This is a genomic window from Pseudomonas sp. A-R-19 (assembly GCF_019956575.1).
GTDB lineage: Bacteria > Pseudomonadota > Gammaproteobacteria > Pseudomonadales > Pseudomonadaceae > Aquipseudomonas.
Genome location: NZ_JAHBDR010000075.1, coordinates 13,334 through 35,637, shown reverse-complemented (window position 1 = coordinate 35,637; position 22,304 = coordinate 13,334). Strand labels below are relative to the sequence as shown.

The 22,304-nt window shown below is 60.3% G+C and carries 17 protein-coding genes; 6 read left to right on the top strand and 11 right to left on the bottom strand.

Annotated features, from left to right (window positions below; translation table 11 throughout):
* Nucleotides 1-124 precede the first annotated feature (124 nt).
* From mfd to KGA88_RS21865, 3 genes are read left to right on the top strand one after another with little or no spacing between them, the layout of a single operon-like run.
* On the top strand, nt 125-3,574 hold the full coding sequence (mfd, locus tag KGA88_RS21875; protein ID WP_223594226.1) for a transcription-repair coupling factor: 3,450 nt from the start codon (nt 125-127) through the stop codon (nt 3,572-3,574).
* A 10-nt stretch (nt 3,575-3,584) separates the two neighbouring features.
* Entirely contained in the window at nt 3,585-4,163 is a 579-nt protein-coding gene (locus KGA88_RS21870) for a CsiV family protein (RefSeq protein WP_110659758.1), read from the top strand.
* 6 nt (nt 4,164-4,169) lie between these two features.
* The gene (locus KGA88_RS21865; protein ID WP_223594225.1) at nt 4,170-6,863 is read left to right on the top strand and encodes a DEAD/DEAH box helicase; all 2,694 of its coding nucleotides are present in this window, start codon (nt 4,170-4,172) and stop codon (nt 6,861-6,863) included.
* 144 nt (nt 6,864-7,007) lie between these two features.
* Here KGA88_RS21865 and KGA88_RS21860 read toward each other — a convergent pair whose 3' ends face one another.
* The 3 genes from KGA88_RS21860 to KGA88_RS21850 form a co-directional block, all read right to left on the bottom strand.
* Nucleotides 7,008-7,745, bottom strand: a complete 738-nt coding sequence (locus tag KGA88_RS21860) for an S-methyl-5'-thioinosine phosphorylase (RefSeq protein ID WP_007991412.1) — start codon at nt 7,743-7,745, stop codon at nt 7,008-7,010.
* A 12-nt stretch (nt 7,746-7,757) separates the two neighbouring features.
* Nucleotides 7,758-8,768: a beta-N-acetylhexosaminidase gene (gene nagZ / locus KGA88_RS21855; RefSeq protein ID WP_223594224.1), complete on the bottom strand. Its 1,011-nt coding sequence runs from the start codon at nt 8,766-8,768 to the stop codon at nt 7,758-7,760.
* A 158-nt stretch (nt 8,769-8,926) separates the two neighbouring features.
* Nucleotides 8,927-9,634, bottom strand: coding sequence for a TetR/AcrR family transcriptional regulator (locus tag KGA88_RS21850; protein WP_110658446.1), 708 nt, complete (start codon nt 9,632-9,634; stop codon nt 8,927-8,929).
* Between the two features lie 229 nt (nt 9,635-9,863).
* On the opposite strand from KGA88_RS21850, the gene lexA reads away from it, so the two are divergent.
* Nucleotides 9,864-10,472, top strand: coding sequence for a transcriptional repressor LexA (gene lexA, locus KGA88_RS21845; RefSeq protein ID WP_007974043.1), 609 nt, complete (start codon nt 9,864-9,866; stop codon nt 10,470-10,472).
* A gap of 10 nt (nt 10,473-10,482) precedes the next feature.
* Nucleotides 10,483-10,959, top strand: a complete 477-nt coding sequence (gene sulA, locus KGA88_RS21840) for an SOS-induced cell division inhibitor SulA (protein WP_056721998.1) — start codon at nt 10,483-10,485, stop codon at nt 10,957-10,959.
* Nucleotides 10,960-11,051: 92 nt separating this feature from the next.
* Here the strand turns inward: sulA and KGA88_RS21835 are convergent, their stop codons facing one another.
* From KGA88_RS21835 to KGA88_RS21800, 7 genes are all read right to left on the bottom strand, one after another.
* Entirely contained in the window at nt 11,052-11,285 is a 234-nt protein-coding gene (locus KGA88_RS21835) for a hypothetical protein (RefSeq protein ID WP_110658444.1), read from the bottom strand.
* A gap of 94 nt (nt 11,286-11,379) precedes the next feature.
* Nucleotides 11,380-11,904, bottom strand: coding sequence for a DUF6586 family protein (locus KGA88_RS21830; RefSeq protein ID WP_223594232.1), 525 nt, complete (start codon nt 11,902-11,904; stop codon nt 11,380-11,382).
* A gap of 155 nt (nt 11,905-12,059) precedes the next feature.
* Nucleotides 12,060-14,687, bottom strand: coding sequence for a type I DNA topoisomerase (topA, locus tag KGA88_RS21825; protein WP_223594222.1), 2,628 nt, complete (start codon nt 14,685-14,687; stop codon nt 12,060-12,062).
* A gap of 114 nt (nt 14,688-14,801) precedes the next feature.
* Complete coding sequence (locus KGA88_RS21820) at nt 14,802-15,038, bottom strand: DUF1653 domain-containing protein (RefSeq protein ID WP_007986363.1); 237 nt, start codon at nt 15,036-15,038, stop codon at nt 14,802-14,804.
* A 99-nt stretch (nt 15,039-15,137) separates the two neighbouring features.
* Nucleotides 15,138-16,313 (bottom strand): acetyl-CoA C-acyltransferase FadA, encoded by a 1,176-nt coding sequence (gene fadA, locus KGA88_RS21815; RefSeq protein ID WP_007974051.1) that lies wholly within the window; start codon nt 16,311-16,313, stop codon nt 15,138-15,140.
* A gap of 29 nt (nt 16,314-16,342) precedes the next feature.
* Nucleotides 16,343-18,490: a fatty acid oxidation complex subunit alpha FadB gene (gene fadB, locus KGA88_RS21810; protein WP_110658441.1), complete on the bottom strand. Its 2,148-nt coding sequence runs from the start codon at nt 18,488-18,490 to the stop codon at nt 16,343-16,345.
* Nucleotides 18,491-19,103: 613 nt separating this feature from the next.
* A complete protein-coding gene (locus KGA88_RS21800; RefSeq protein WP_110658440.1) occupies nt 19,104-19,541 on the bottom strand; it encodes a hypothetical protein in 438 nt (145 codons plus the stop codon).
* Between the two features lie 104 nt (nt 19,542-19,645).
* Between KGA88_RS21800 and KGA88_RS21795 the strand changes: the two genes are divergently transcribed.
* Nucleotides 19,646-20,086, top strand: a complete 441-nt coding sequence (locus tag KGA88_RS21795; RefSeq protein WP_015095958.1) for a universal stress protein — start codon at nt 19,646-19,648, stop codon at nt 20,084-20,086.
* Between the two features lie 202 nt (nt 20,087-20,288).
* Here KGA88_RS21795 and KGA88_RS21790 read toward each other — a convergent pair whose 3' ends face one another.
* Nucleotides 20,289-22,208 (bottom strand): ATP-binding cassette domain-containing protein, encoded by a 1,920-nt coding sequence (locus KGA88_RS21790; RefSeq protein ID WP_223594220.1) that lies wholly within the window; start codon nt 22,206-22,208, stop codon nt 20,289-20,291.
* Between the last annotated feature and the right edge of the window lie 96 nt (nt 22,209-22,304).

The following is a 22,304-nucleotide window of genomic DNA, read 5'->3' as shown; positions in this document are numbered from 1 at the left end:
GAATTTTGTCTTTACCACTACATTTCGCCAAACCAGCGCTTTAGACGCAGTCAGCAACTGACAGGCGGCATCGTAGACCGCTACAATTACCGACTTTGTCGCAACGCTTGGAGCTCAACCTTCCGTGCCCGTTCTGCGTCTACCGCTTCTCCCTGCCGTGGCAGGTAAACAGCACTGGGGCAACCTGCCCGGTGCCGCCCTGAGCCTGGCCATCGCCGAGGCTGCCAGCGCTGCCAAGCGCTTTACCCTGCTGCTGACTGCCGACAGCCAAAGTGCCGAACGGCTGGAACAGGAGTTGGGTTTCTTCGCCCCGGATTTGCCCGTACTGCACTTTCCCGACTGGGAAACCCTGCCTTACGACCTGTTCTCACCGCACCAGGACATCATTTCCCAGCGCATCGCCAGCCTGTACCGGCTGCCGGAACTGAGTCATGGCGTGCTGGTGGTGCCGATCACCACTGCCCTGCACCGCCTCGCGCCGACCAAATTCCTGCTCGGCAGCAGCCTGGTGCTGGATATCGGCCAGAAACTCGACGTCGAGCAAATGCGCACCCGGCTTGAAGCCACGGGTTATCGCTACGTCGATACGGTGTATGAACACGGTGAGTTCACGGTTCGCGGCTCGCTGATCGACCTGTTCCCGATGGGCAGCAAGCTGCCGTATCGCATCGATCTGTTCGACGACGAAATCGAGACCCTGCGCACCTTCGACCCGGAGAACCAGCGCTCGATCGACAAGGTCGATTCGGTCAAGTTGTTGCCGGCCAAGGAGTTCCCACTGCAGAAGGAAGCGGTCACGCGTTTCAAGGCGCGCTTCCGCGAGCGCTTTGACGTCGACTTCCGCCGCTGCCCGATCTTCCAGGACTTGAGCAGCGGGATTACCCCGGCCGGCATCGAGTACTACCTGCCGCTGTTCTTCGAAGAAACCTCGACCCTGTTCGATTACTTGCCCCAGGACACACAAGTGTTTTCCCTGCCGGGCATCGAACAGGCGGCGGAAAACTTCTGGAACGACGTGCGCAATCGCTATGAAGAACGCCGCGTCGATCCGTCCCGTCCTTTATTGCCGCCCGCCGAGTTGTTCCTGCCGGTGGAAGATTGCTTTGCGCGCCTGAAGAACTGGCCGCGTGTGGTGGCCAGTCAACAGGACGTGGAAAGCGGTAGCGGTCGCGAGCGATTCCCCGCTCGGGAGCTGCCGAACCTGGCCATCGAAGCCAAGGCCACGCAACCGCTGGCGGCGCTGGCCGAGTTCCTCGACCAGTTCCCCGGCCGCGTGCTGTTTACCGCCGAATCGGCAGGCCGCCGCGAAGTGCTGCTGGAGCTGCTGGAACGCTTGAAGCTGCGACCGAAAACCGTCGACAGCTGGCCGGACTTTGTCGCCGGCAAGGAGCGCCTGGCGATCACTATCGCCCCGCTCGATGAAGGCCTTCAACTCGACGACCCGGCCCTGGCCCTGGTTGCCGAAAGCCCGTTGTTCGGCCAGCGCGTGATGCAGCGCCGGCGCCGGGAAAAACGTGCCGATGCCAACAACGATGCCGTCATCAAGAACCTCACCGAGTTGCGCGAAGGCGCGCCGGTGGTGCACATCGACCACGGCGTCGGCCGCTACCTGGGCCTGACGATCCTCGAGATCGACAGTCAGGCCGCTGAATTCCTGACACTGGAATACGCCGAGAACGCCAAGCTCTACGTGCCGGTGGCCAACCTGCACCTGATCGCCCGCTACACCGGCAGCGACGATGCCCTGGCCCCGCTGCACCGCCTTGGTTCCGAGACCTGGCAGAAAGCCAAGCGCAAGGCCGCCGAACAGGTGCGCGACGTGGCCGCCGAGTTGCTCGACATCTATGCCCGCCGTGCCGCCCGTGAAGGCTACGCCTTTGCCGATCCGAAAGCCGACTACGCCACCTTCAGCGCCGGTTTCCCGTTCGAAGAAACCCCGGACCAGCAAACCACCATCGAAGCGGTGCGCGAAGACATGCTCGCGCCGAAGCCGATGGACCGCCTGGTGTGCGGCGACGTTGGCTTCGGCAAGACCGAAGTGGCCATGCGCGCCGCGTTCATTGCCGTGCACGGCGGTCGCCAGGTGGCGATCCTGGTGCCGACCACCCTGCTCGCCCAGCAGCATTACAACAGCTTCCGCGACCGCTTCGCCGACTGGCCGGTGACCGTTGAAGTGATGAGCCGCTTCAAGTCCGCCAAGGAAGTGAATGCGGCGGTCGCTGATCTCGCAGAGGGCAAGATCGACATCGTCATCGGCACGCACAAGCTGCTGCAGGACGACGTGAAGATCAAAAACCTCGGACTGGTGATCATCGACGAAGAACACCGCTTCGGTGTGCGTCAGAAAGAACAGCTCAAGGCCCTGCGCAGCGAAGTCGACATCCTCACCCTGACCGCCACGCCGATTCCGCGCACACTGAACATGGCGGTGTCGGGCATGCGTGATCTGTCGATCATCGCCACCCCGCCGGCCCGTCGCCTGTCGGTACGCACCTTCGTCATGGAGCAGAACAATAGCACGGTCAAAGAGGCCCTGCTGCGTGAGCTGCTGCGTGGCGGCCAGGTCTATTACCTGCACAACGACGTCAAGACCATCGAGAAATGCGCCGCCGACCTCGCCGAGCTGGTGCCGGAAGCACGGATCGGCATCGGTCACGGGCAGATGCGCGAACGCGATCTCGAACAGGTGATGAGCGACTTCTACCACAAGCGCTTCAACGTGCTGATCGCCTCGACCATCATCGAGACCGGTATCGACGTGCCGAGCGCCAACACCATCATCATCGAGCGCGCCGACAAGTTCGGCCTGGCGCAGTTGCACCAGTTGCGCGGCCGGGTCGGACGCAGCCACCACCAGGCCTACGCCTACCTGCTGACGCCACCGCGCCAGCAAATCACCCCGGACGCGGAAAAGCGCCTGGAAGCGATCGCCAATACCCAGGACCTCGGCGCGGGCTTCGTACTCGCGACCAACGACCTGGAAATCCGTGGCGCTGGCGAACTGCTTGGCGATGGCCAGAGCGGGCAGATCCAGGCGGTCGGCTTCACGCTGTACATGGAGATGCTCGAGCGCGCGGTGAAGTCGATCCGCAAGGGCGAGCAACCGAACCTCGATCAACCGCTCGGCGGCGGACCGGAAGTCAACTTGCGCGTACCGGCGTTGATTCCCGAGGACTATCTGCCGGATGTCCACGCCCGCCTGATTCTCTACAAGCGCATTGCCTCGGCCACCGATGAGGACGGCCTCAAGGATTTGCAGGTGGAGATGATCGATCGTTTCGGCCTGTTACCGGAACCGACCAAGAACCTGATCCGCATCACTGCGTTGAAATTGCAGGCCGAGCAACTGGGCATCAAGAAGGTCGATGGCGGCCCGCAAGGCGGTCGCATCGAGTTCGCCGCACAGACGCCGGTCGACCCGCTGACCCTGATCAAGCTGATCCAGAGCCAGCCAAAACGCTACAAATTCGAAGGCGCCACGATGTTCAAGTTCATGGTTCCGATGGAGCGCCCGGAAGAGCGCTTTAATACTGTAGAGGCGCTGTTCGAGCGCCTCGTTCCGAAAACTGCTTGAAGGACGCCGCATGCGCCTGTTTCGCTCCCTGACCTTGCTGACCCTGCTCATTCCAGCGCTGGTCGCACCCACGGCATTTGCCGATGACCTGTATCAGGTCGAAATGATTCTGGTCCGTCAAAATGCGGTGCCGGCGATTGTCAGCCGCGCCGCGCCGGAAGACTGGGCTGCCGGCGCCCAACCCGTCAGCCCCGATAGCCTGCGTACGCCAAGCCTGAATGGCGAAGTGGAAAAACTCACCGCCAGCGCCGACTATACGGTGTTGCTGCACAAGGCCTGGCAACAGCCCCTCGGTGAAGCCGCCAGCAAAGTGGCGGTCAGCGATGGCAAGGAACAATATGGTCAGTTCCCGATCGAGGGCACGCTGAACATGAAACTGGGACGCTTTACCGACGTCGACGCCGATTTCTGGGTCAACCAGATCGATGCCAATGGCATGGTGACCGCCAGCGAGCGCCTGAAACAGGAAAGCCACACCAAGAACGGCCAGTTGAACTTCCTCGACAACGGCCACCTCGGCCTGTTGATCAAGATCACTTCACTGACCGCCCCCGCCCCCCGAGCAGCTCCCGAAGAAATTCCGGACTGATTCCCCATGTCCGCGACCCTGAGCAAACCCCTGGCACCGTCCTGGGTCAGCCGATTCAAGGAACAGAGCCTGGAGCGTGGCCGCCGCTACGCACTGGAGAATCGTGTCAGGATCGTCGAGGCCGGCGATGCCACGATCATCGCCGCTTGCGAAGGCTCTGGCGGTAACGTTTACCGTCAGACCATTCGCCTGCGCGAGTCAGCCAAGGGCACGCTGCTGATGGTCGACGCCACATGCTCCTGCCCCGTCCACAGCAACTGCAAACATTGCGCAGCGGTGCTCCTGCAAGTGCAGGAAACCCTCGACTACCCTGCTGCCGCCAAAGACGCCGAACTCCTGGAAAAACTCCAGGCCGTCCTGGAAAACCGCAGCCCGAAAGCTCCGCCGCAAGTGCTGGTGGACAATGTGCAACCGGTACCGCGCCTGTGGCTGGCCAGCATCGAGTTCAGCGCATTCGAGCCGCGCAACGGTCGAATGCAGCGCTACATCCAGCATCGGGCGGCGCTGTCCTTCAGTTACCTGGACGAATACGTTAGCGGGCAGAAAAATTCCGACATCCTGATTCGCCAGGAAACCCAGACACTGCGGATAAAACGCCACCCTGAGGTGGAACAGTCCTACCGGGAACAGTTGCGAATCCTCGGTTTCAAAATCGCCACCCGGCAAAGCAAGGCCCTGCCGGAAAGTGCCGGCGAGCTGTTCGAAATGGTCAATGACAGCGCCTGGCTGACCTTTACCCTCAATGAACTGCCGAAGTTGCGCACCCAGGGTTGGGAATTGCAGATCGACGAGGAATTCGGTTTCGACCTGACGGCGGTCGACGACTGGTACGCCACGGTCGAACAGGCTCCAGAGCGCGACTGGTTCGATCTGGAACTGGGGATTATCGTCAACGGCGAACGCCTGAGCCTGTTGCCGATCCTGCTCAACCTGATGCGCTCGCACACCGAAATCCTCAACCCGGAACGCCTCGCCCGACGCCGCGACGACGAGTTGATCCTGGTCAACATCCCCAATCGCCCGAACTCCGAGTACGGCCCGCTGCAAGTCGCCCTGCCCTTCGGCCGCTTGAAGCCGGTGCTGGCCACCCTCGGCGAGTTCTACCTGCAGGAACCCGGCGACACCACGCTGCGCCTGAGCAAGGCCGATGCCACGCGCCTGAACCCGCTGGAAGACATGCCACTGCTCTGGGAGGGTGGCGATCAGATCCGCACCTTTGCCCAGCGCCTGCGCGACATCAAGGACCACACGGCCACCGCCCCGGAAGGCCTGAATGCGACGCTGCGGCCATATCAGCTCGAAGGCCTGAGCTGGATGCAATCGCTGCGGCAGCTGGAAGTGGGTGGAATTCTCGCGGACGACATGGGCCTGGGCAAAACCCTGCAGACACTGGCCCACGTACTCAGCGAGAAAAACGCCGGCCGCCTCGATCGGCCGTGCATGGTCGTGATGCCGACCAGCCTGATCCCCAACTGGCTCGACGAAGCGGCGCACTTTACGCCGCAGCTCAAGGTGCTGGCGCTATACGGTGCCGGCCGCAAAAAGCACTTCGACAAGCTGGCTGACTACGATCTGATCCTGACCACCTATGCCCTGCTGCCCAAGGATGTCGAACGCCTGGCGGCGCAGCCCTTGCACATACTGGTGCTGGATGAAGCGCAATACATCAAGAACCCGACCAGCAAGGCCGCCCAGGCTGCCCGCGAACTGAATGCCCGGCAGCGCCTGTGCCTGAGCGGCACGCCGCTGGAAAACCACCTCGGTGAGCTGTGGTCGCTGTTTCACTTCCTCCTGCCCGGCTGGCTCGGCGACGTCAAAAGCTTCAATCGCGATTACCGCGTGCCGATTGAAAAACGCACCAGCGAGGTCAGGCTCCAGCACCTCAACGGCCGGATCAAACCGTTCCTGCTGCGCCGCACCAAGGAACAGGTGGCCACCGAGTTGCCACCGAAAACCGAAATCATCCACTGGGTCGAGCTCAACGAGGCCCAGCGCGACGTGTACGAAACCATGCGCCTGGCCATGGACAAGAAGGTCCGCGACGAGATCACCCGCAAAGGCGTGGCCCGCAGCCAGATCATCATTCTCGAAGCGCTGCTCAAGCTGCGCCAGGTGTGCTGCGACTTGCGCCTGGTCAACGAGGCAACCCTGCCCAGCCGTGGCAGCACATCAGGCAAGCTCGACAGCCTGATGGAAATGCTCGAAGAGCTGTTTGAAGAAGGTCGGCGGATCCTGCTGTTCTCGCAGTTCACCTCAATGCTGTCGTTGATCGAAGACGAACTGAACAAACGCGGCGTGGCCTACGCCCTACTGACCGGCCAGACCCGCGACCGCCGCACGCCAGTGAAGGAATTCCAGAGCGGCAAGCGTCAGATATTTCTGATCAGCCTGAAGGCCGGCGGCGTTGGCCTGAACCTGACCGAAGCGGACACGGTGATTCACTACGACCCATGGTGGAACCCGGCGACGGAAAACCAGGCGACCGACCGGGCGTATCGCATCGGCCAGGAGAAGCCGGTGTTCGTTTACAAGTTGATTGCGCGCGGCACTGTGGAAGAAAAGATTCAGCACCTGCAAAAGGAAAAATCCGACCTCGCGGCCGGCGTGCTGGATGGGCGCAAGGCCGGGGACTGGAAACTGCAAAGCGATGATATCGAGGCACTGTTTGCGCCGCTGCCGGAGAACCTGGAGAAGCGCTGAAATCTTCGGCGCCTGAACCGGCCCCTTCGCGAGCAAGCCCGCTCCCACAGTGTTTTTGTGTTGCCTCCACTGTTGAGGTTAAACACAAGTCAAATGTGGGAGCGGGCTTGCTCGCGAAGGGAGCGACTCGGTGCCTGGGCTAACTCAGCCCTTGAGCACCCGCGCCAACGTCGATTTCACCTTGCCCATGCCGTCATGCAACGCCTGCTCGATCTCGGCCATGGTGATCACTGCCGTCGACTTGCCCGCTGCCGGGTTCACCACCAGCGCCAGACAGGCGTAATCCAGCTCCAGCTCGCGGGCCAATGCCGCTTCCGGCATGCCGGTCATGCCAACGATGTCGCAGCCGTCGCGCTCCAGCCGGGCGATTTCCGCAACCGTCTCCAGACGCGGCCCTTGAGTGCAGGCATACACGCCATGACTGCTGTAGCCCACGCCTTCAGCCGCCAATGCCGCAATCAACTGCTGGCGCAGCGGCTCGCTGTAGGGGTAGCTGAAGTCGATATGGGTGACGTGTTCCAGGTCATCGGCAAAGTAGGTGTGCTCACGACCACTGGTGTAGTCGATCAACTGATGCGGCACGCAGAAATGGCCGGTGCCCATGGCCGCATGGATGCCGCCCACGGCGTTGACCGCCAGGATGGCTTCAGCACCTGCCTGCTTCAGCGCCCAGAGGTTGGCGCGGTAGTTGACCTGATGCGGCGGAAAACGATGCGGATGGCCGTGACGTGCGAGGAACAGCACTTCCTTGCCGGCATACTCGCCGATCTGCACTTCGGCCGAAGGTGCGCCATACGGCGTGTCCACTGCCAGTGACTGGCGAATGCTCAGGCCTTCGAGTTGAGTCAGGCCAGTGCCACCGATAATCGCGTAAACCGTCATAACGAACAGTCCTTAATCAATCAATTGAGCTTCTTTGAGCGCACCGACAGCGGCCAGCCAGCGTGGGTCCTGACGGTATTCGGTGCCGGCGGACGACTGGCCGCGCATCCGCGCGATACGCTCGGATGGCTTGACCTTCAGACGCTGGGCAGCGCTCAGGGCCAGTTCGGCGGCCGCACGGTCGTTGCACACCAGGCCCATGTCGCAACCGGCAGTCAGTGCAGCTTCAATTCGGCTGGCAGCATCGCCGACCACGTGAGCGCCCGCCATGGACAGGTCGTCACTGAAAATCACGCCATCGAACTGCAACTCGCCGCGCAGGATGTCCTGCAACCAGCGGCGGGAGAAACCGGCCGGCTGGGAATCGACCTGTGGATAAATAACGTGGGCCGGCATGACCGCAGCCAGCTGCTTGCTCAACTTGGCAAATGGCACCAGGTCGTTGGCGCGGATCTCGTCGAGGCTGCGCTCATCATTCGGGATCGCGACGTGGGAATCCGCTTCAGCCCAGCCGTGACCAGGAAAATGCTTGCCGGTGGCCGCCATGCCTGCGCTGTTCATGCCGCGGATGAATGCACCCGCGAGCAAGGCAGCACGCTCGGGATCGCCCTCGAACGAACGGGTGCCGACAACGGCGCTGCGCTGGTAATCGAGGTCGAGCACCGGGGCAAAGCTCAGGTCCAGGCCAACGGCCAGCACTTCGGTGGCCATGATCCAGCCGCACTGCTCGGCCAGGTATTCAGCGTTCGGGTTGTCGGCAATGGCGCGCATGGCGGGCAAGCGCACGAAACCCTGGCGCAGGCGTTGCACGCGGCCGCCCTCCTGGTCCACAGCCAGCAACAAATCGGGACGGATGGCGCGAATGGCCGCACTCAGCTCGCGCACCTGCCGTGGATGCTCGATATTGCGAGCAAAGATGATCAGGCCACCCACTTCGGGTTGGCGCAACAATTGTCGATCCTCAGCCGTCAGCCAGGTACCGGCGACATCCACCATCAACGAGCCTTGCAAGCCAGCAGTCATAAGAATTCCTTGATAACAGAAAACCCGGCCCACACGAATTCGCCGCCAAGGGCATGGCCCGGCAGATTGGCGAGTTCAATGGGGAACGGGTTCAGAACGAGAGTCGGCATGGGCGGCTAGCTTAACGGATGTCAGCTGCCGCGCCCACCCGTGAGCGGTCAAACCTTGGCGGCAACCGGTGTCGATTTGCTACGCGGACGCAACTGGGCCGTGGCCATCGCTGGGTCAGTCACACCGGATTCGGCACGCATGCCAGCAGCCAGGAATGGCACCATCAGACGCATGACCTGCTCGATCGAGGTGTTCACGCCGAAGTCGGTTTCAGCAATCGCGCGCAAGGCCTTGATACCGGACATGCTGAACGCCGCAGCACCGAGCATGAAGTGCACGCGCCAGAACAGCTCGATGGGCGGAATGCGCGGCGCCGCTTCGTTGACCAGCATCATGTAGCGGCGGAACACCTTGCCGTACATGTCTTCCAGATAACGACGCAAATGCCCCTGGCTCTGACTGAACGCCAGCCCCAGCAAACGCATGAAGATAGACAGGTCGTTGCCACTGCGCGGCTGCACCACCAGGGCCTGCTCGACGAGGATTTCCAGCAACTCTTCGAGTGTCGGCCTGACTTCAGGCTTGGCCTGGCGCCGCTCCAGCTCTTTATCGAGACTGAGGCAGAACGGTCCGAGGAACCGCGAGAAAACCGCCTGGATCAACGCCTTCTTCGAACCGAAGTGATAGTTCACCGCCGCCAGATTGACACCCGCCTTGCTGGTGATCAGGCGCAACGAGGTTTCGGCGAAACCTTTTTCCGCGAACAACTGCTCGGCTGCATCAAGAATGCGTTCAACGGTTTCCGACTGGGCCATGGCTACTCCGCCTGACAAACACTTGTTTGAAACATACGTTTCAGCCTGTGCCTTGTCAAGTCTGGCAGTTCGTTTCGGGAATGGTCGGTCAGACATTTAACCACACAACGGCGAAGCTTCAATCCACTGACTGATCGACCGTCCGGCGGCCACTGAAAAATGGAGCATTGCCAAGACCGCTCCACTGTATATAATCCCAGTCACTGTATAAAAAAACAGAGCGATCAATATGCTAAAGCTGACGCCACGCCAAGCCGAGATTCTGGCCTTCATCAAACGCTGCCTGGAAGACAACGGCTACCCGCCGACCCGTGCGGAAATCGCTCAGGAACTGGGTTTCAAGTCGCCCAACGCGGCGGAAGAACACCTCAAGGCCCTGGCCCGCAAGGGTGCAATCGAGATGACGCCTGGCGCCTCCCGCGGCATTCGCATCCCCGGCTTCGAAGCCAAGGCCGACGACTCCACCCTGCCGATCATTGGCCGGGTCGCAGCCGGCGCGCCGATTCTTGCGCAGCAACACATCGAAGAGTCCTGCAACATCAACCCTGCCTTCTTCCATCCGCGCGCCGACTACCTGCTTCGCGTCCACGGGATGAGCATGAAGGATGTCGGCATTTTCGACGGCGACCTGCTGGCGGTCCACACCACCCGCGAAGCCCGTAACGGCCAGATCGTGGTGGCGCGAATCGGCGACGAAGTGACCGTCAAGCGTTTCAAGCGTGACGGCAGCAAAGTCTGGCTGATCGCCGAGAACCCCGAGTTCGCCCCTATCGAAGTGAACCTTCAAGACCAGGAACTGGTGATCGAAGGCTTGAGTGTCGGCGTTATTCGCCGCTAAAGGAGGCACCATGCAGTTCCCACAGACATCACCACAGCAAACCCAACTGCCGTTGTTCGAAGCGTTCATGGCTCAGCCATTGGCGCCGATTCTGAAAGACGTAGTCGAGTCCCCCTGGAGCGCCGAACCCGACGTTTTCAGCGAGCTGTCACTGCGTGGTGCAGCCGGGAACTGCCTGAGCCTCCTGGCACCGATCCTCAGGGAATTGAGCCAGGACCAGGACGCACGCTGGCTGACATTGATTGCACCGCCCGCCAGCCTGACCCAAGCCTGGTTGCGAGATGCCGGCCTCAACCGCGAACGCATTCTGCTGCTGCAACCAAGAGGCACCCAGAGCGCCCAGCAACTGACCTGCGAAGCCTTGCGCCTGGGTCGCAGCCACACGGTGGTCAGCTGGATCAACCCGCTGAGCAGCCAATCGCGGCAACAACTGATCAGCGCCGCCCGGACCGGGGACGCTCAGAGCTTGAATATTCGTTTGGGCTAACTGACAGACAGGGCGCGAACTTCATCCCGCGAGGCTTCTCCAAGGGCAGAGAAGCCGATGTGTAGCGATACCAGCAAAACGACGAACGGGGCTCAATGAAGAACCCGTGTCCCCTCATCCTTGTCGAATTCGCCTTCAACCAGGCGACCCGCCATCTGAACACCGACGCTCAACATCGCCTTGGCGACTTCCACGTGCTGCCCTTGCAGGAACGCTTTGGCGTCCTCGGAGAAATTCAAAGTAACCAGAGAACCCTCGTCCTCGGCCCTGCGCAGCTCGATTCGGCCGTCTGGTAACTCGACAATTTCTAGAAAGGACGTTGGCATAAAGGACTGTTCTCCACGAAAGGCAGGGATTATATAGGCATCGTTCGGGCTTCGCTTGGGATCTTGACCAGATGTCATCACCCAACTGCTTGTGTCAGCACTCGTTCAACCCTTCACGAAACCGGATCGCCAATCCTTTCAGGTTCTGACGCCAACTCTCCAGTTCCTCCCGGCTTAACTCCTCCGGCGCGCCCTCTTCATCCAGATTGACAGCCTGAATCAGTGGCCGGGTCACGTCCCCTTTCGGCTTGTGCGGCGCGCGTGGCGGCTGAAACAGCGCAGCATGGGCGGCCAGCAGCTTGGCCAACCAGGTTTCCGGGTTGTTGGCCAGTTCGACCATCTCGGCCATTTCCGGAATGGCGATGGTGTCCAGCACTTCGCGCGTCAGCAACAGCTCTGCACGGGGCGCATTGGCCTGCGGCAGGCGATAGAAGCCGGCGATTTCATGGCATAGGCCCAACAATGCACCGTACAGGTGAAACAGTGCGGATTCGCGTCCGGCCTGGATCAGCGCCAGCGAATTCATCGCCCGACCCTCTTCCGTGCGAGCCAGTGCTTCCAGTGACAGGCCGGCGAAATAGATCTTCTGATTGGTACGGGTATAGAGTTCGTGGGCCATGACGGCAGCCTCCACAACGAATAAGGGCTTCATGCAGGTCATGTAGGAGCGAGCTTGCTCGCGATGGTCGTCAACGATGACGCGGGCCTTCAGAATACCCACGTTGCTCTCACGTCCTTCGCGAGCAAGCTCGCTCCTACAGGGGTCTTGCTATCTTACGCCTTCGCAGCTGGACGCTTGTCTTCGACTTTCCACTTACCGCCGTCGTAGAACGCTTTCCAGCCAGTCGGCTTACCGTCGACCTCGGTCTGCACGTACTGCTCCTTGGTCTTGCGGCTGTAACGGATCACGGCTGGCAGACCATCCGGATCTTTCTTCGGCGCTTCGCAGAGGAAGTGATACTTCGGATCGATCTCATCCTTGTGCGGGATGATTTCCAGCACCAGCGGAGCACGGGTCTCGCGGTTTTTCGGGAACTGGCTGGCCGCCAGGAACAGGCCGGATGCACCATCGCGCAGGATGTAGGTGTCGTTGACCTTTTCGCACTTCAGCTCAGGCATCTTCACCGGATCCATCTTCGGTGGTGCCGCGTCACCGCTTTTCAGCAGTTTACGAGTGTTCTTGCACGTCGCGTTGGTGCAGCCGAAGAACTTGCCGAAGCGACCAGTCTTGAGTTGCATCTCGCTGCCACACTTGTCGCATTCCAGGCTCGGACCTTCATAGCCCTTGATGCGATAAGTGCCCTCTTCGATTTCGTAGCCATCGCAATCGGGGTTGTTACCACAGATGTGCAGTTTGCGCTTCTCATCGAGCAGGTAGGCATCCATCGCCGTGCTGCAGATAGGGCAGCGATGCTTGCCACGCAGTACCAGCGATTCCGATTCACCCTCGTCGTCCGCAGCGATTTCATCGCCCGGCACCAGGTTGACGGTGGCCTTGCAGCGCTCTTTCGGCGGCAGGCTGTAGCCCGAGCAACCGAGGAACACGCCGGTCGAGGCAGTACGGATCTGCATCGGACGGCCGCAGGTGGTGCACGGGATGTCGGTCATCACCGGCTGGTTGGCACGCATGCCGTTTTCCGGGCTTTCGGCCACTTCGAGTTTCTTCTTGAAGTCGCCGTAGAACTCGTCGAGCACGTTTTTCCAGTCGCGCTCGCCCTGGGCCACGTCATCGAGATGCTCTTCCATACCGGCGGTGAAGCCGTAGTCCATCAGGTTGGAGAAGCTTTCGGCCAGACGCTCGGTGACGATGTCGCCCATCTTTTCCGAATAGAAACGACGGTTGTGCAGCGCCACGTAGCCGCGGTCCTGGATGGTCGAAATGATCGCCGCGTAGGTCGAAGGACGACCGATGCCGCGTTTTTCCATTTCCTTTACCAGGCTGGCTTCCGAGTAACGCGCCGGCGGCTTGGTGAAGTGCTGGGTCGGATCAAGCTTGATCAGCTTCATCGCGTCGCCCTGGGCCATGTCCGGTAGCACATCGTCGTCGCCTGGCTTGGCGATTTGCGGCATGACCCGGGTGTAACCGTCGAACTTCAGGATGCGGCCCTTGGCACGCAGCTCGAAGTCGCCAGCGCCCACGGTGACGGTAGTCGACAGGTATTGCGCCGGCAGCATCTGGCAAGCGAGGAACTGGCGCCAGATGAGCTCGTAGAGGCGCTCAGCGTCACGCTCCATGCCCGACAGCTTGCTTGGCTCGGTATTGGCGTCGGACGGACGAATCGCTTCGTGAGCCTCTTGTGCGCCTTCCTTGCTGCTGTAGACGTTCGGGGTTTCCGGCAGGTACTTCTTGCCGAATTCGCCTTCAATATAAGTACGCGCCATCGCCACGGCATCAACCGAGAGGTTGGTCGAGTCGGTACGCATGTAGGTGATGTAACCGGCTTCGTACAAACGCTGAGCCATCATCATGGTCTTCTTCACGCCGAAGCCCAGGCGGTTGCTCGCGGCCTGCTGCAGGGTGGAAGTGATGAACGGCGCCGACGGCTTGCTGCTGGTCGGTTTGTCTTCGCGCTTGACGATGCTGTAGCTGGAAGCCTTGAGCTTCTCCAGCGCGGCCATGGCCTGGGTTTCGTTGAGCGGCTTGAAGGCTTCGCCCTTTTCACGAGCCACGTCGAAACGCACGGTCGCGCCTTTGGCGGTACCGAGGTCGGCGTGCACTTCCCAGTACTCTTCCGGGATGAACGCGCGGATTTCACGCTCGCGCTCGACCACCAGCTTCACGGCAACTGACTGCACGCGACCGGCGGACAAACCGCGAGCGATCTTGGCCCACAACAGCGGCGAAACCATGTAGCCCACGACGCGGTCGAGGAAGCGACGCGCCTGCTGGGCGTTGACGCGATCGATATCGAGCTCGCCTGGTTTCGAGAAGGCTTCCTGAATCGCCTTCTTGGTGATTTCGTTGAACACCACGCGCTTGTAGCGGGTGTCGTCACCACCGATGGCTTCGCGCAGGTGCCAGGCAATGGCTTCCCCCTCGCGGTCCAAGTCGGTTGCGAGATAGATGGTGTCAGCATCCTTGGCGAGCCGGCGCAGCTCTTCGATGACTTTTTCCTTGCCCGGGAGGATCTCGTACTTGGCTTTCCAACCATGATCCGGATCGACACCCATGCGCGCGACCAGCTGCTTGCGCGCTTTTTCTTTCGGCGACAGTGCCGGCACTTCACCCGCAGCAGCCTTGCCGCGCTTGGCGGCTGGCTCTTTGCTGGCGCTAGCCGAACCGCTGGTGGGCAGGTCTCGGATATGGCCGATACTCGACTTCACCACGTATTCGTTGCCCAAATACTTGTTGATGGTCTTGGCCTTAGCCGGGGATTCCACAATGACCAGCGATTTGCCCATGGATCAGAAAATTCCTGAATTCGAGAAGTGAAAGGCGATTGGCGCCTGACGCGGCACCGCTATATATAGTGGCAACAAGGTGAGGTCAAGCGCAGGGTTTTGCGCGAACTCAGCTTATGGCTTGGTAAAAAGGCTTTCTTCGGCCTGCACCAAAGCAAAGCGTGGCACCTGTTCGCCGTCAACTTCGACGGACTCCAGGAACATGCTCAAGGGACGCACCCAAAAGCCGTAATCGCCATACAGGGCTTGGTAGAAGACCACTTCTTCTTCGGTTTCCGAATGCCGCGCAACACTGAATACGCGGTACTGCGGACCTTTGTAATGTTGGTAGAGCCCAGGTTGTATCGGCATGCTTTGGCCCTCACTCAAATTCTTTCAAAATAAAAACAAAAATAAATCCGGAAAAACAAAAACCGGGGCACTTGGCCCCGGCTTCCATCAACGAGACGCTTAAACGCGTTCGAAGACGGTGGAGATGCCCTGGCCGAGACCAATGCACATGGTGGCCACCCCGAAGGTGCCGCCATTTTGCTTCATCACATTGAGCAAAGTGCCGGAGATACGCGCACCGGAGCAACCGAACGGGTGGCCCAGGGCGATCGCGCCGCCGTGCAGGTTAACCTTCTCGTTCATCTTGTCGAGCACTTTCAGATCTTTCAGCACTGGCAGGGCCTGTGCGGCGAAAGCTTCGTTGAGCTCGAAGAAGTCGATGTCGGAGATGCCAAGACCCGCGCGCTTCAATGCTTTTTGTGTGGCCGGTACTGGACCATAGCCCATGATTGCCGGATCCACACCTGCCACTGCCATCGAACGAATCACCGCCATAGGCTGGATACCCAGGTCCTGTGCACGCTGCGCCGACATCACGATCATGCACGAAGCACCATCGGTGATCTGCGACGAGGTACCGGCTGTCACGGTGCCGCCCTTCGGATTGAACGCTGGCTTGAGAGCCGCCAGGCTTTCCAGGGTGGTTTCCGGACGAATGGTTTCGTCGTAGTCGAAGGTTTTCAGGAAACCATTCTCGTCGTAGCCCTGCATCGGGATGATTTCGTCCTTGAACTTGCCTTCCACGGTCGCCTTGTGGGCGAGTTGGTGGGAGCGCACGCCGAAAGCGTCCTGTTGCTCGCGAGTGATGCCGTGCATCTTGCCCAGCATTTCCGCGGTCAGGCCCATCATGCCCGAGGCTTTCGCCGCGTACAGCGACATGTGCGGGTTCGGATCGACACCGTGCATCATGCTCACGTGCCCCATATGCTCGACGCCACCAACCACGAATACGTCACCGTTGCCGGTCATGATCGCTTGCGCGGCAGTGTGCAGCGCGCTCATCGACGAGCCACACAGGCGGCTGACGGTCTGGCCGGCCGACGTGTGCGGGATCTGGGTCATCAGCGACGCCATGCGCGCGATGTTCCAGCCCTGCTCCAGGGTCTGGTTGACGCAGCCCCAGATCACGTCTTCGACTTCGCTCGGGTCGACCTTGACGTTACGTTCCAGCAGTTTGCTGATCAGGTGCGCCGACATGTCTTCGGCGCGGGTGTTGCGGTGCATGCCGCCCTTGGAGCGGCCCATCGGAGTACGACCGAAGTCGACAATCACGACGTCTCTAGGATTCAAGCTCATAAGTTCACTCTCACTCTAGTTGGGGGCGCTTAACCGAAGAAGCTCTGGCCGTTCTTGGCCATTTCGCGCAGCTTCGCGGTCGGGTGGTACAGCGCGCCCAAATCAGCGTACTGGTCAGCCAGGGCAACGAACTCTGCCACACCGATCGAGTCGATGTAACGCAGCGCACCGCCACGGAATGGAGGGAAACCAATACCGTAGACCAGACCCATGTCGGCTTCGGCAGCGGTTTCGACAATGCCGTCTTCCAGGCAACGCACGGTTTCCAGGCACAGCGGGATCATCATCCAGTTGATGATGTCTTCGTCGGTGACTTCGCGCTGCTCGTAAACGATCGGCTTGAGCACTTCGAGCACCGAAGGATCGGCCACTTTCTTCTGCTTGCCTTTCTTGTCGGTCTCGTAGGCATAGAAGCCCTTGCCGTTCTTCTGGCCCAGGCGCTTGGCTTCGTAGAGCACGTCGACGGCCGAGCGACGGTCGTCCTTCATGCGGTCCGGGAAGCCTTCAGCCATCACGTCACGACCGTGGTGGCCGGTGTCGATGCCGACCACGTCCATCAGGTACGCCGGCCCCATTGGCCAGCCGAATTTTTCCATGATCTTGTCGATGCGGACGAAGTCCACACCGGCGCTGACCAGCTTGGCGAAACCGCCAAAGTACGGGAACAGCACGCGGTTGACCAGGAAGCCCGGGCAGTCGTTGACGACGATCGGGTTCTTGCCCATTTTCTTGGCGTAGGCAACGGTGGTGGCAACAGCCAGCTCGCTGGACTTCTCGCCACGGATCACTTCCACCAGCGGCATCATGTGCACCGGGTTGAAGAAGTGCATGCCGACGAAGTTTTCCGGACGCTTGAGGGCCTTGGCCAGCAAGGTGATGGAAATGGTCGAGGTATTGGACGCCAGGATGGTGTCCTCCTTGACCTTATCTTCCACTTCAGCCAGTACCGCTTGCTTGACCTTCGGGTTCTCGACGACCGCTTCCACCACCAGGTCCACGTGACCGAAGTCACCGTACGACAGGGTAGGACGAATGCCGTTGAGCACTTCAGCCATCTTCGCGGCGGTCATGCGACCTTTATCAACGCGGCCAACCAGCAGTTTGGCGGCTTCGGCCAGACCCTGCTCGATACCGTGCTCGTTGATGTCCTTCATCAGGATCGGCGTGCCTTTGGAAGCCGACTGATAGGCGATACCGCCACCCATGATGCCGGCGCCCAGTACGGCGGCCTGCTTCACGTCCTTGGCGATTTCGTCGTAGGCCTTGGCCTTTTTCTTCAGCTCCTGATCGTTCAGGAACAGACCGATCAAGCTCTGCGCGGCAGAGGTCTTGGCCAGTTTGACGAAACCGGCGGCTTCGATTTCCAGCGCCTTGTCGCGACCGAAGTTCGCAGCTTTCTGGATGGTCTTGATCGCTTCAACCGGCGCCGGGTAGTTCGGGCCGGCCTGGCCAGCCACGAAACCCTTGGCGGTTTCGAACGACATCATTTGTTCGATGGCGTTGAGCTTGAGTTTTTCCAGCTTCGGCTGACGCTTGGCCTTGTAGTCAAATTCGCCGCTGATGGCGCCCTTGATCAGGCTCAGTGCAGCTTCGGCCAGTTTGTCCGGGGCAACCACGGCGTCGACGGCACCGACTTTCAGCGCGTCTTCAGCACGGTTTTCCTTACCGGCGGCGATCCACTCGATGGCGTTGTCGGCCCCGATCAGGCGCGGCAGGCGTACGGTGCCGCCGAAACCTGGGTAGATGCCCAGCTTGACTTCTGGCAGGCCGATTTTGGCAGTGGCCGACATGACTCGGAAGTCTGCGGCCAGGCACATTTCGAAACCACCACCCAGTGCGATGCCGTTGATCGCAGCTACAGTCGGGACGTTGAGGTCTTCGAAATCGCTGAAAATCTTGTTGGCTTCGAGGTTGCCAGCAACAAGTTCTGCATCCGGCAGCTTGAAGTTGTCGACAAATTCGGTGATGTCGGCGCCGACGATGAACACGTCCTTGCCACTGCTGACGATCACGCCCTTGATCGAAGCATCTGCCTTGATGGTGTCTACGGCCTGACGCAGTTCGTTCAGGGTTAGACGGTTGAACTTGTTGACGGACTCACCCTTGAGGTCGAACTTCAGTTCGACGATGCCACTTTCAAGAGCCTTAACCGTGATGGCTTTACCTTCGTAAATCATCAACTGATCTCCACGATATGGAAGCTGAACAGTACACGTCGGACGCAGGCGAATGGCATGGCAGGGACGTTAATCGTCGATGCTACGCCTATCCACCCGGCACACCCGCCAACGCGATAGTCGGGATTCTGTAGGAGCGGTCTGAAATACAAACGCTCAATTCATACGCCCGTTTGATTTGGGTACGTCACCTTCACGGAATTTCCGACAATTGTCAATCGCCTGAAACACGGGTTGAAACGCGACTTTCCGGTCATATCCGTACTGCGAAGACCTTAAACACGCCGAAGCATGCGAGGTCATTCATAGAATCAATTATTAGAAATGTCGCCCTAAATCGCTGCAGCCCGTGTTTAACGAGCTACGCTGGCGGAACCAAGGGGAAAATTGTGAACGCTTTTGGCGAATGCCCAGCGTAAGATCAGCCCACACCGTTTTACCGGCCTGCCTGGCCATCCCGCCCGATGATCTTGTCGGGCTTTTTATTGCCTGCATGAAAACCTGTAGGAGTGAGCTTGCTCGCGATGAACCTGAGGACGCCGCGGAGTGTCAGGTTGCCAGCGTCATCGTTGACGACCATCGCGAGCAGGCTCGCTCCTACAGGGGATCGGGTTCAGGCCAGCGCCTTGAGGGTGACATCGATGTGTTGCAAAACCTCGGCCTCGCCCTTCTCGCCCCAATACAAGGCGATCATTTGCTTGTCGGCCTCAACCTTGTAGACATTGTCCGGCAATTTTTCGAAATGATTGAGCAGCACCTGATCTTCACAGATTTCCTGCCACTGGTTCACCCAGATACCCGGTGATTTTTGCCAGTAACTCCAGCACGCCGGCTGATTGCCACGTCGCGGGCGATGGTACTGGGCGCAGGGACTCGGCGGCTCCTGGCTCAGCCAGTGCGGCCATTCCTGGGGCGCCAGTTGCATGGCCAGGCCGATGCGTCGGGCCTCCATCCGCAAGGCTATGCGCCCGCTCTGAACTCGCGACGGGCGCAACCATGCCAGCGGGCTGAGTACCACCAACAGGATTGACACCACTATCCAGACCGTCATATCTGTACTCCCGATTCTTGATGAGCCCATTGTGTCACTTTGGAACCAATGCGCTTGAAACCAGCCATACTTACCAATATTGCAATCCTCAGGAGGAGCACCTCATGCCCTACAACCATATTCTGGTCGCTGTAGATCTGACCGAAGAGTGCGACCCTGTGATTCACCGCGCTCGCGAACTGTCGGTGAGCAACGGTGCGAAATTGTCGCTGGTGCACATTGTCGAGCCGATGGCGATGGCCTTCGGCGGCGACGTGCCAATGGACCTGTCACAACTGCAACAACAGCAGTTCGATCAGGCCAAGGAGCGCCTTGATCGCTTGATCCTGAAATACCCGGAGCTCTCCAAGGAATACAGCCACCTGACCTACGGCCAGCCACGCCAGGAGATCCACCACCTGGCCAAGGAGCAAACCTGCGACCTGATCGTGGTGGGCAGCCATGGCCGGCACGGCCTGGCACTGCTGCTGGGCTCTACCGCCAATGACGTGCTGCATGGTGCGCCTTGCGATGTGCTTGCGGTGCGCCTGCAAACCAAAAGCTGACATTACAAAGTCACTGTAGGAGCGAGCTTGCTCGCGATGGTCGTCAACGAAGACGATGTAAGCCTGACACCCCGCGATGCACTCAGGTTCATCGCGAGCAAGCTCGCTCCTACAGGGAATCCATTTCAACCAGCAGATCGCATTGCATACGAAAAACCCGGCGCTCATCACTGAGCGCCGGGCTTTTTTATCGCACGATCAATCAGGCATCCAGTTCGGCCCAACGCTCGACCATGACGTCGAGTTCAGCCTGCAACTGCGACAGCTGGGCGATCACCGCAGCGGTTTCGGCAGCAGGACGCAGGTAGAAACCGGCATCCGCCATCTGCGCTTCAACAGCAGCGATCTGCTGCTCCATGGCTTCAATCTGCCCCGGCAACGCTTCCAGCTCGCGCTGCAACTTGTAGCTGAGCTTTTTCTTCGCCGCCGGTGCTTCGACGACTGCCGCAACCGGCGCAGGCTCGGCCTTCACCACCGCGGAGTTCAGGTCAGCCTTGCCGGACTTGCTCTCAGTCACGCCCAGCAGGCGCGGCGAGCCGCCCTGACGCAGCCAGTCCTGATAGCCACCGACGTACTCGCGAACCTTGCCTTCGCCTTCAAAGACCAGGGTGCTGGTGACCACGTTGTCGAGGAATGCCCGGTCGTGGCTGACCATCAGTACGGTGCCGTTGAAGGTCAGCAGGACCTCTTCGAGCAGTTCGAGGGTTTCGACGTCGAGGTCGTTGGTCGGTTCGTCGAGTACCAGCAGGTTCGCCGGTTTGCTGAACAGCTTGGCCAGCAACAGACGGGCACGCTCGCCACCGGACAGTGCCTTGACCGGCGTGCGCGCACGCTGCGGGCTGAACAGGAAGTCGCCGAGGTAGCTCAGCACGTGGCGGCTCTGGCCGTCGATATCGATGAAGTCGCGACCTTCGGCGACGTTGTCGATCACGGTCTTTTCCAGGTCCAGCTGATGGCGCAACTGGTCGAAGTAGGCGACATCGATCCGCGTGCCCTCTTCCACTTTGCCGCTGGTCGGCTGCAAGCCGCTGAGCATCAGCTTCAACAGCGTGGTCTTGCCGGTACCGTTGGCACCCAGCAGACCGATACGGTCGCCGCGCTGCAGCACCATGGAGAAGTCCTTGATCAGGAACGGCCCGCCCGGGTGAGCGAAACTCACGTCCTCGAGCACCATCACCTGCTTGCCGGACTTGTCGGCGGTATCCAGCTGAATATTGGCCTTGCCGGTGCGCTCGCGACGCTCGCTACGCTCGACGCGCAAGGCTTTCAGTGCGCGTACGCGGCCTTCGTTACGGGTACGGCGGGCCTTGATGCCCTGGCGAATCCACACTTCTTCCTGGGCCAGGCGTTTGTCGAACAGCGCGTTGGCAGTGGCTTCGGCAGCGAGTTCAGCTTCCTTGTGCACGAGGAAACTGGCGTAGTCGCCGTTCCAGTCGATCAGGCCGCCGCGATCCAGTTCGAGGATGCGGGTGGCCAGGTTCTGCAGGAAAGAACGGTCGTGCGTGATGAACAGCACGGCGCCCTGGAAATCCTTCAGCGCTTCTTCAAGCCAGGCGATGGCACCGATGTCCAGGTGGTTGGTTGGTTCGTCGAGCAGCAGCAGGTCCGGCTCGGACACCAGGGCCTGGGCCAGCAGGACGCGCCGACGCCAGCCGCCGGACAATTCGGCGAGGGTCTTGTCGGCCGGCAGTTGCAGGCGGCTGAGGGTGCTGTCGACCAGGGTCTGCAAGCGCCAGCCGTCACGGGCTTCGAGGTCGTGCTGGACGTGCATCAGTTTGTCCAGGTCGGCATCGGTGACGCAGTTCTGGCTCAGGTGGTGATATTGGGCGAGCAATGCACCGACACCGTCCAGGCCTTCGGCTACTACGTCGAACACGGTCCGCTCGTCGGCTACCGGCAATTCTTGCGGCAATTCGCCGATCTTGAGCCCGGGTGCGCGCCAAACGGAGCCGTCATCGGGCTTCTGGTCGCCCTTGACGAGCTTCATCATGCTGGACTTGCCAGTGCCATTGCGGCCGATGATGCACACCCGCTCACCACGGGCGATCTGCCAGGACACCTTGTCCAACAACGGCATAGCGCCGAAAGCAAGGGACACATCGCTGAATTTGAGCAGGGTCATGAGCTTCTCCAAAAACCGGGCGCGCATTCTACCTGACTTGAGGCTTCAGAAGGCCGGCAATTTCACTGTCGTAGCACTCTGAATGACAAATGTTGC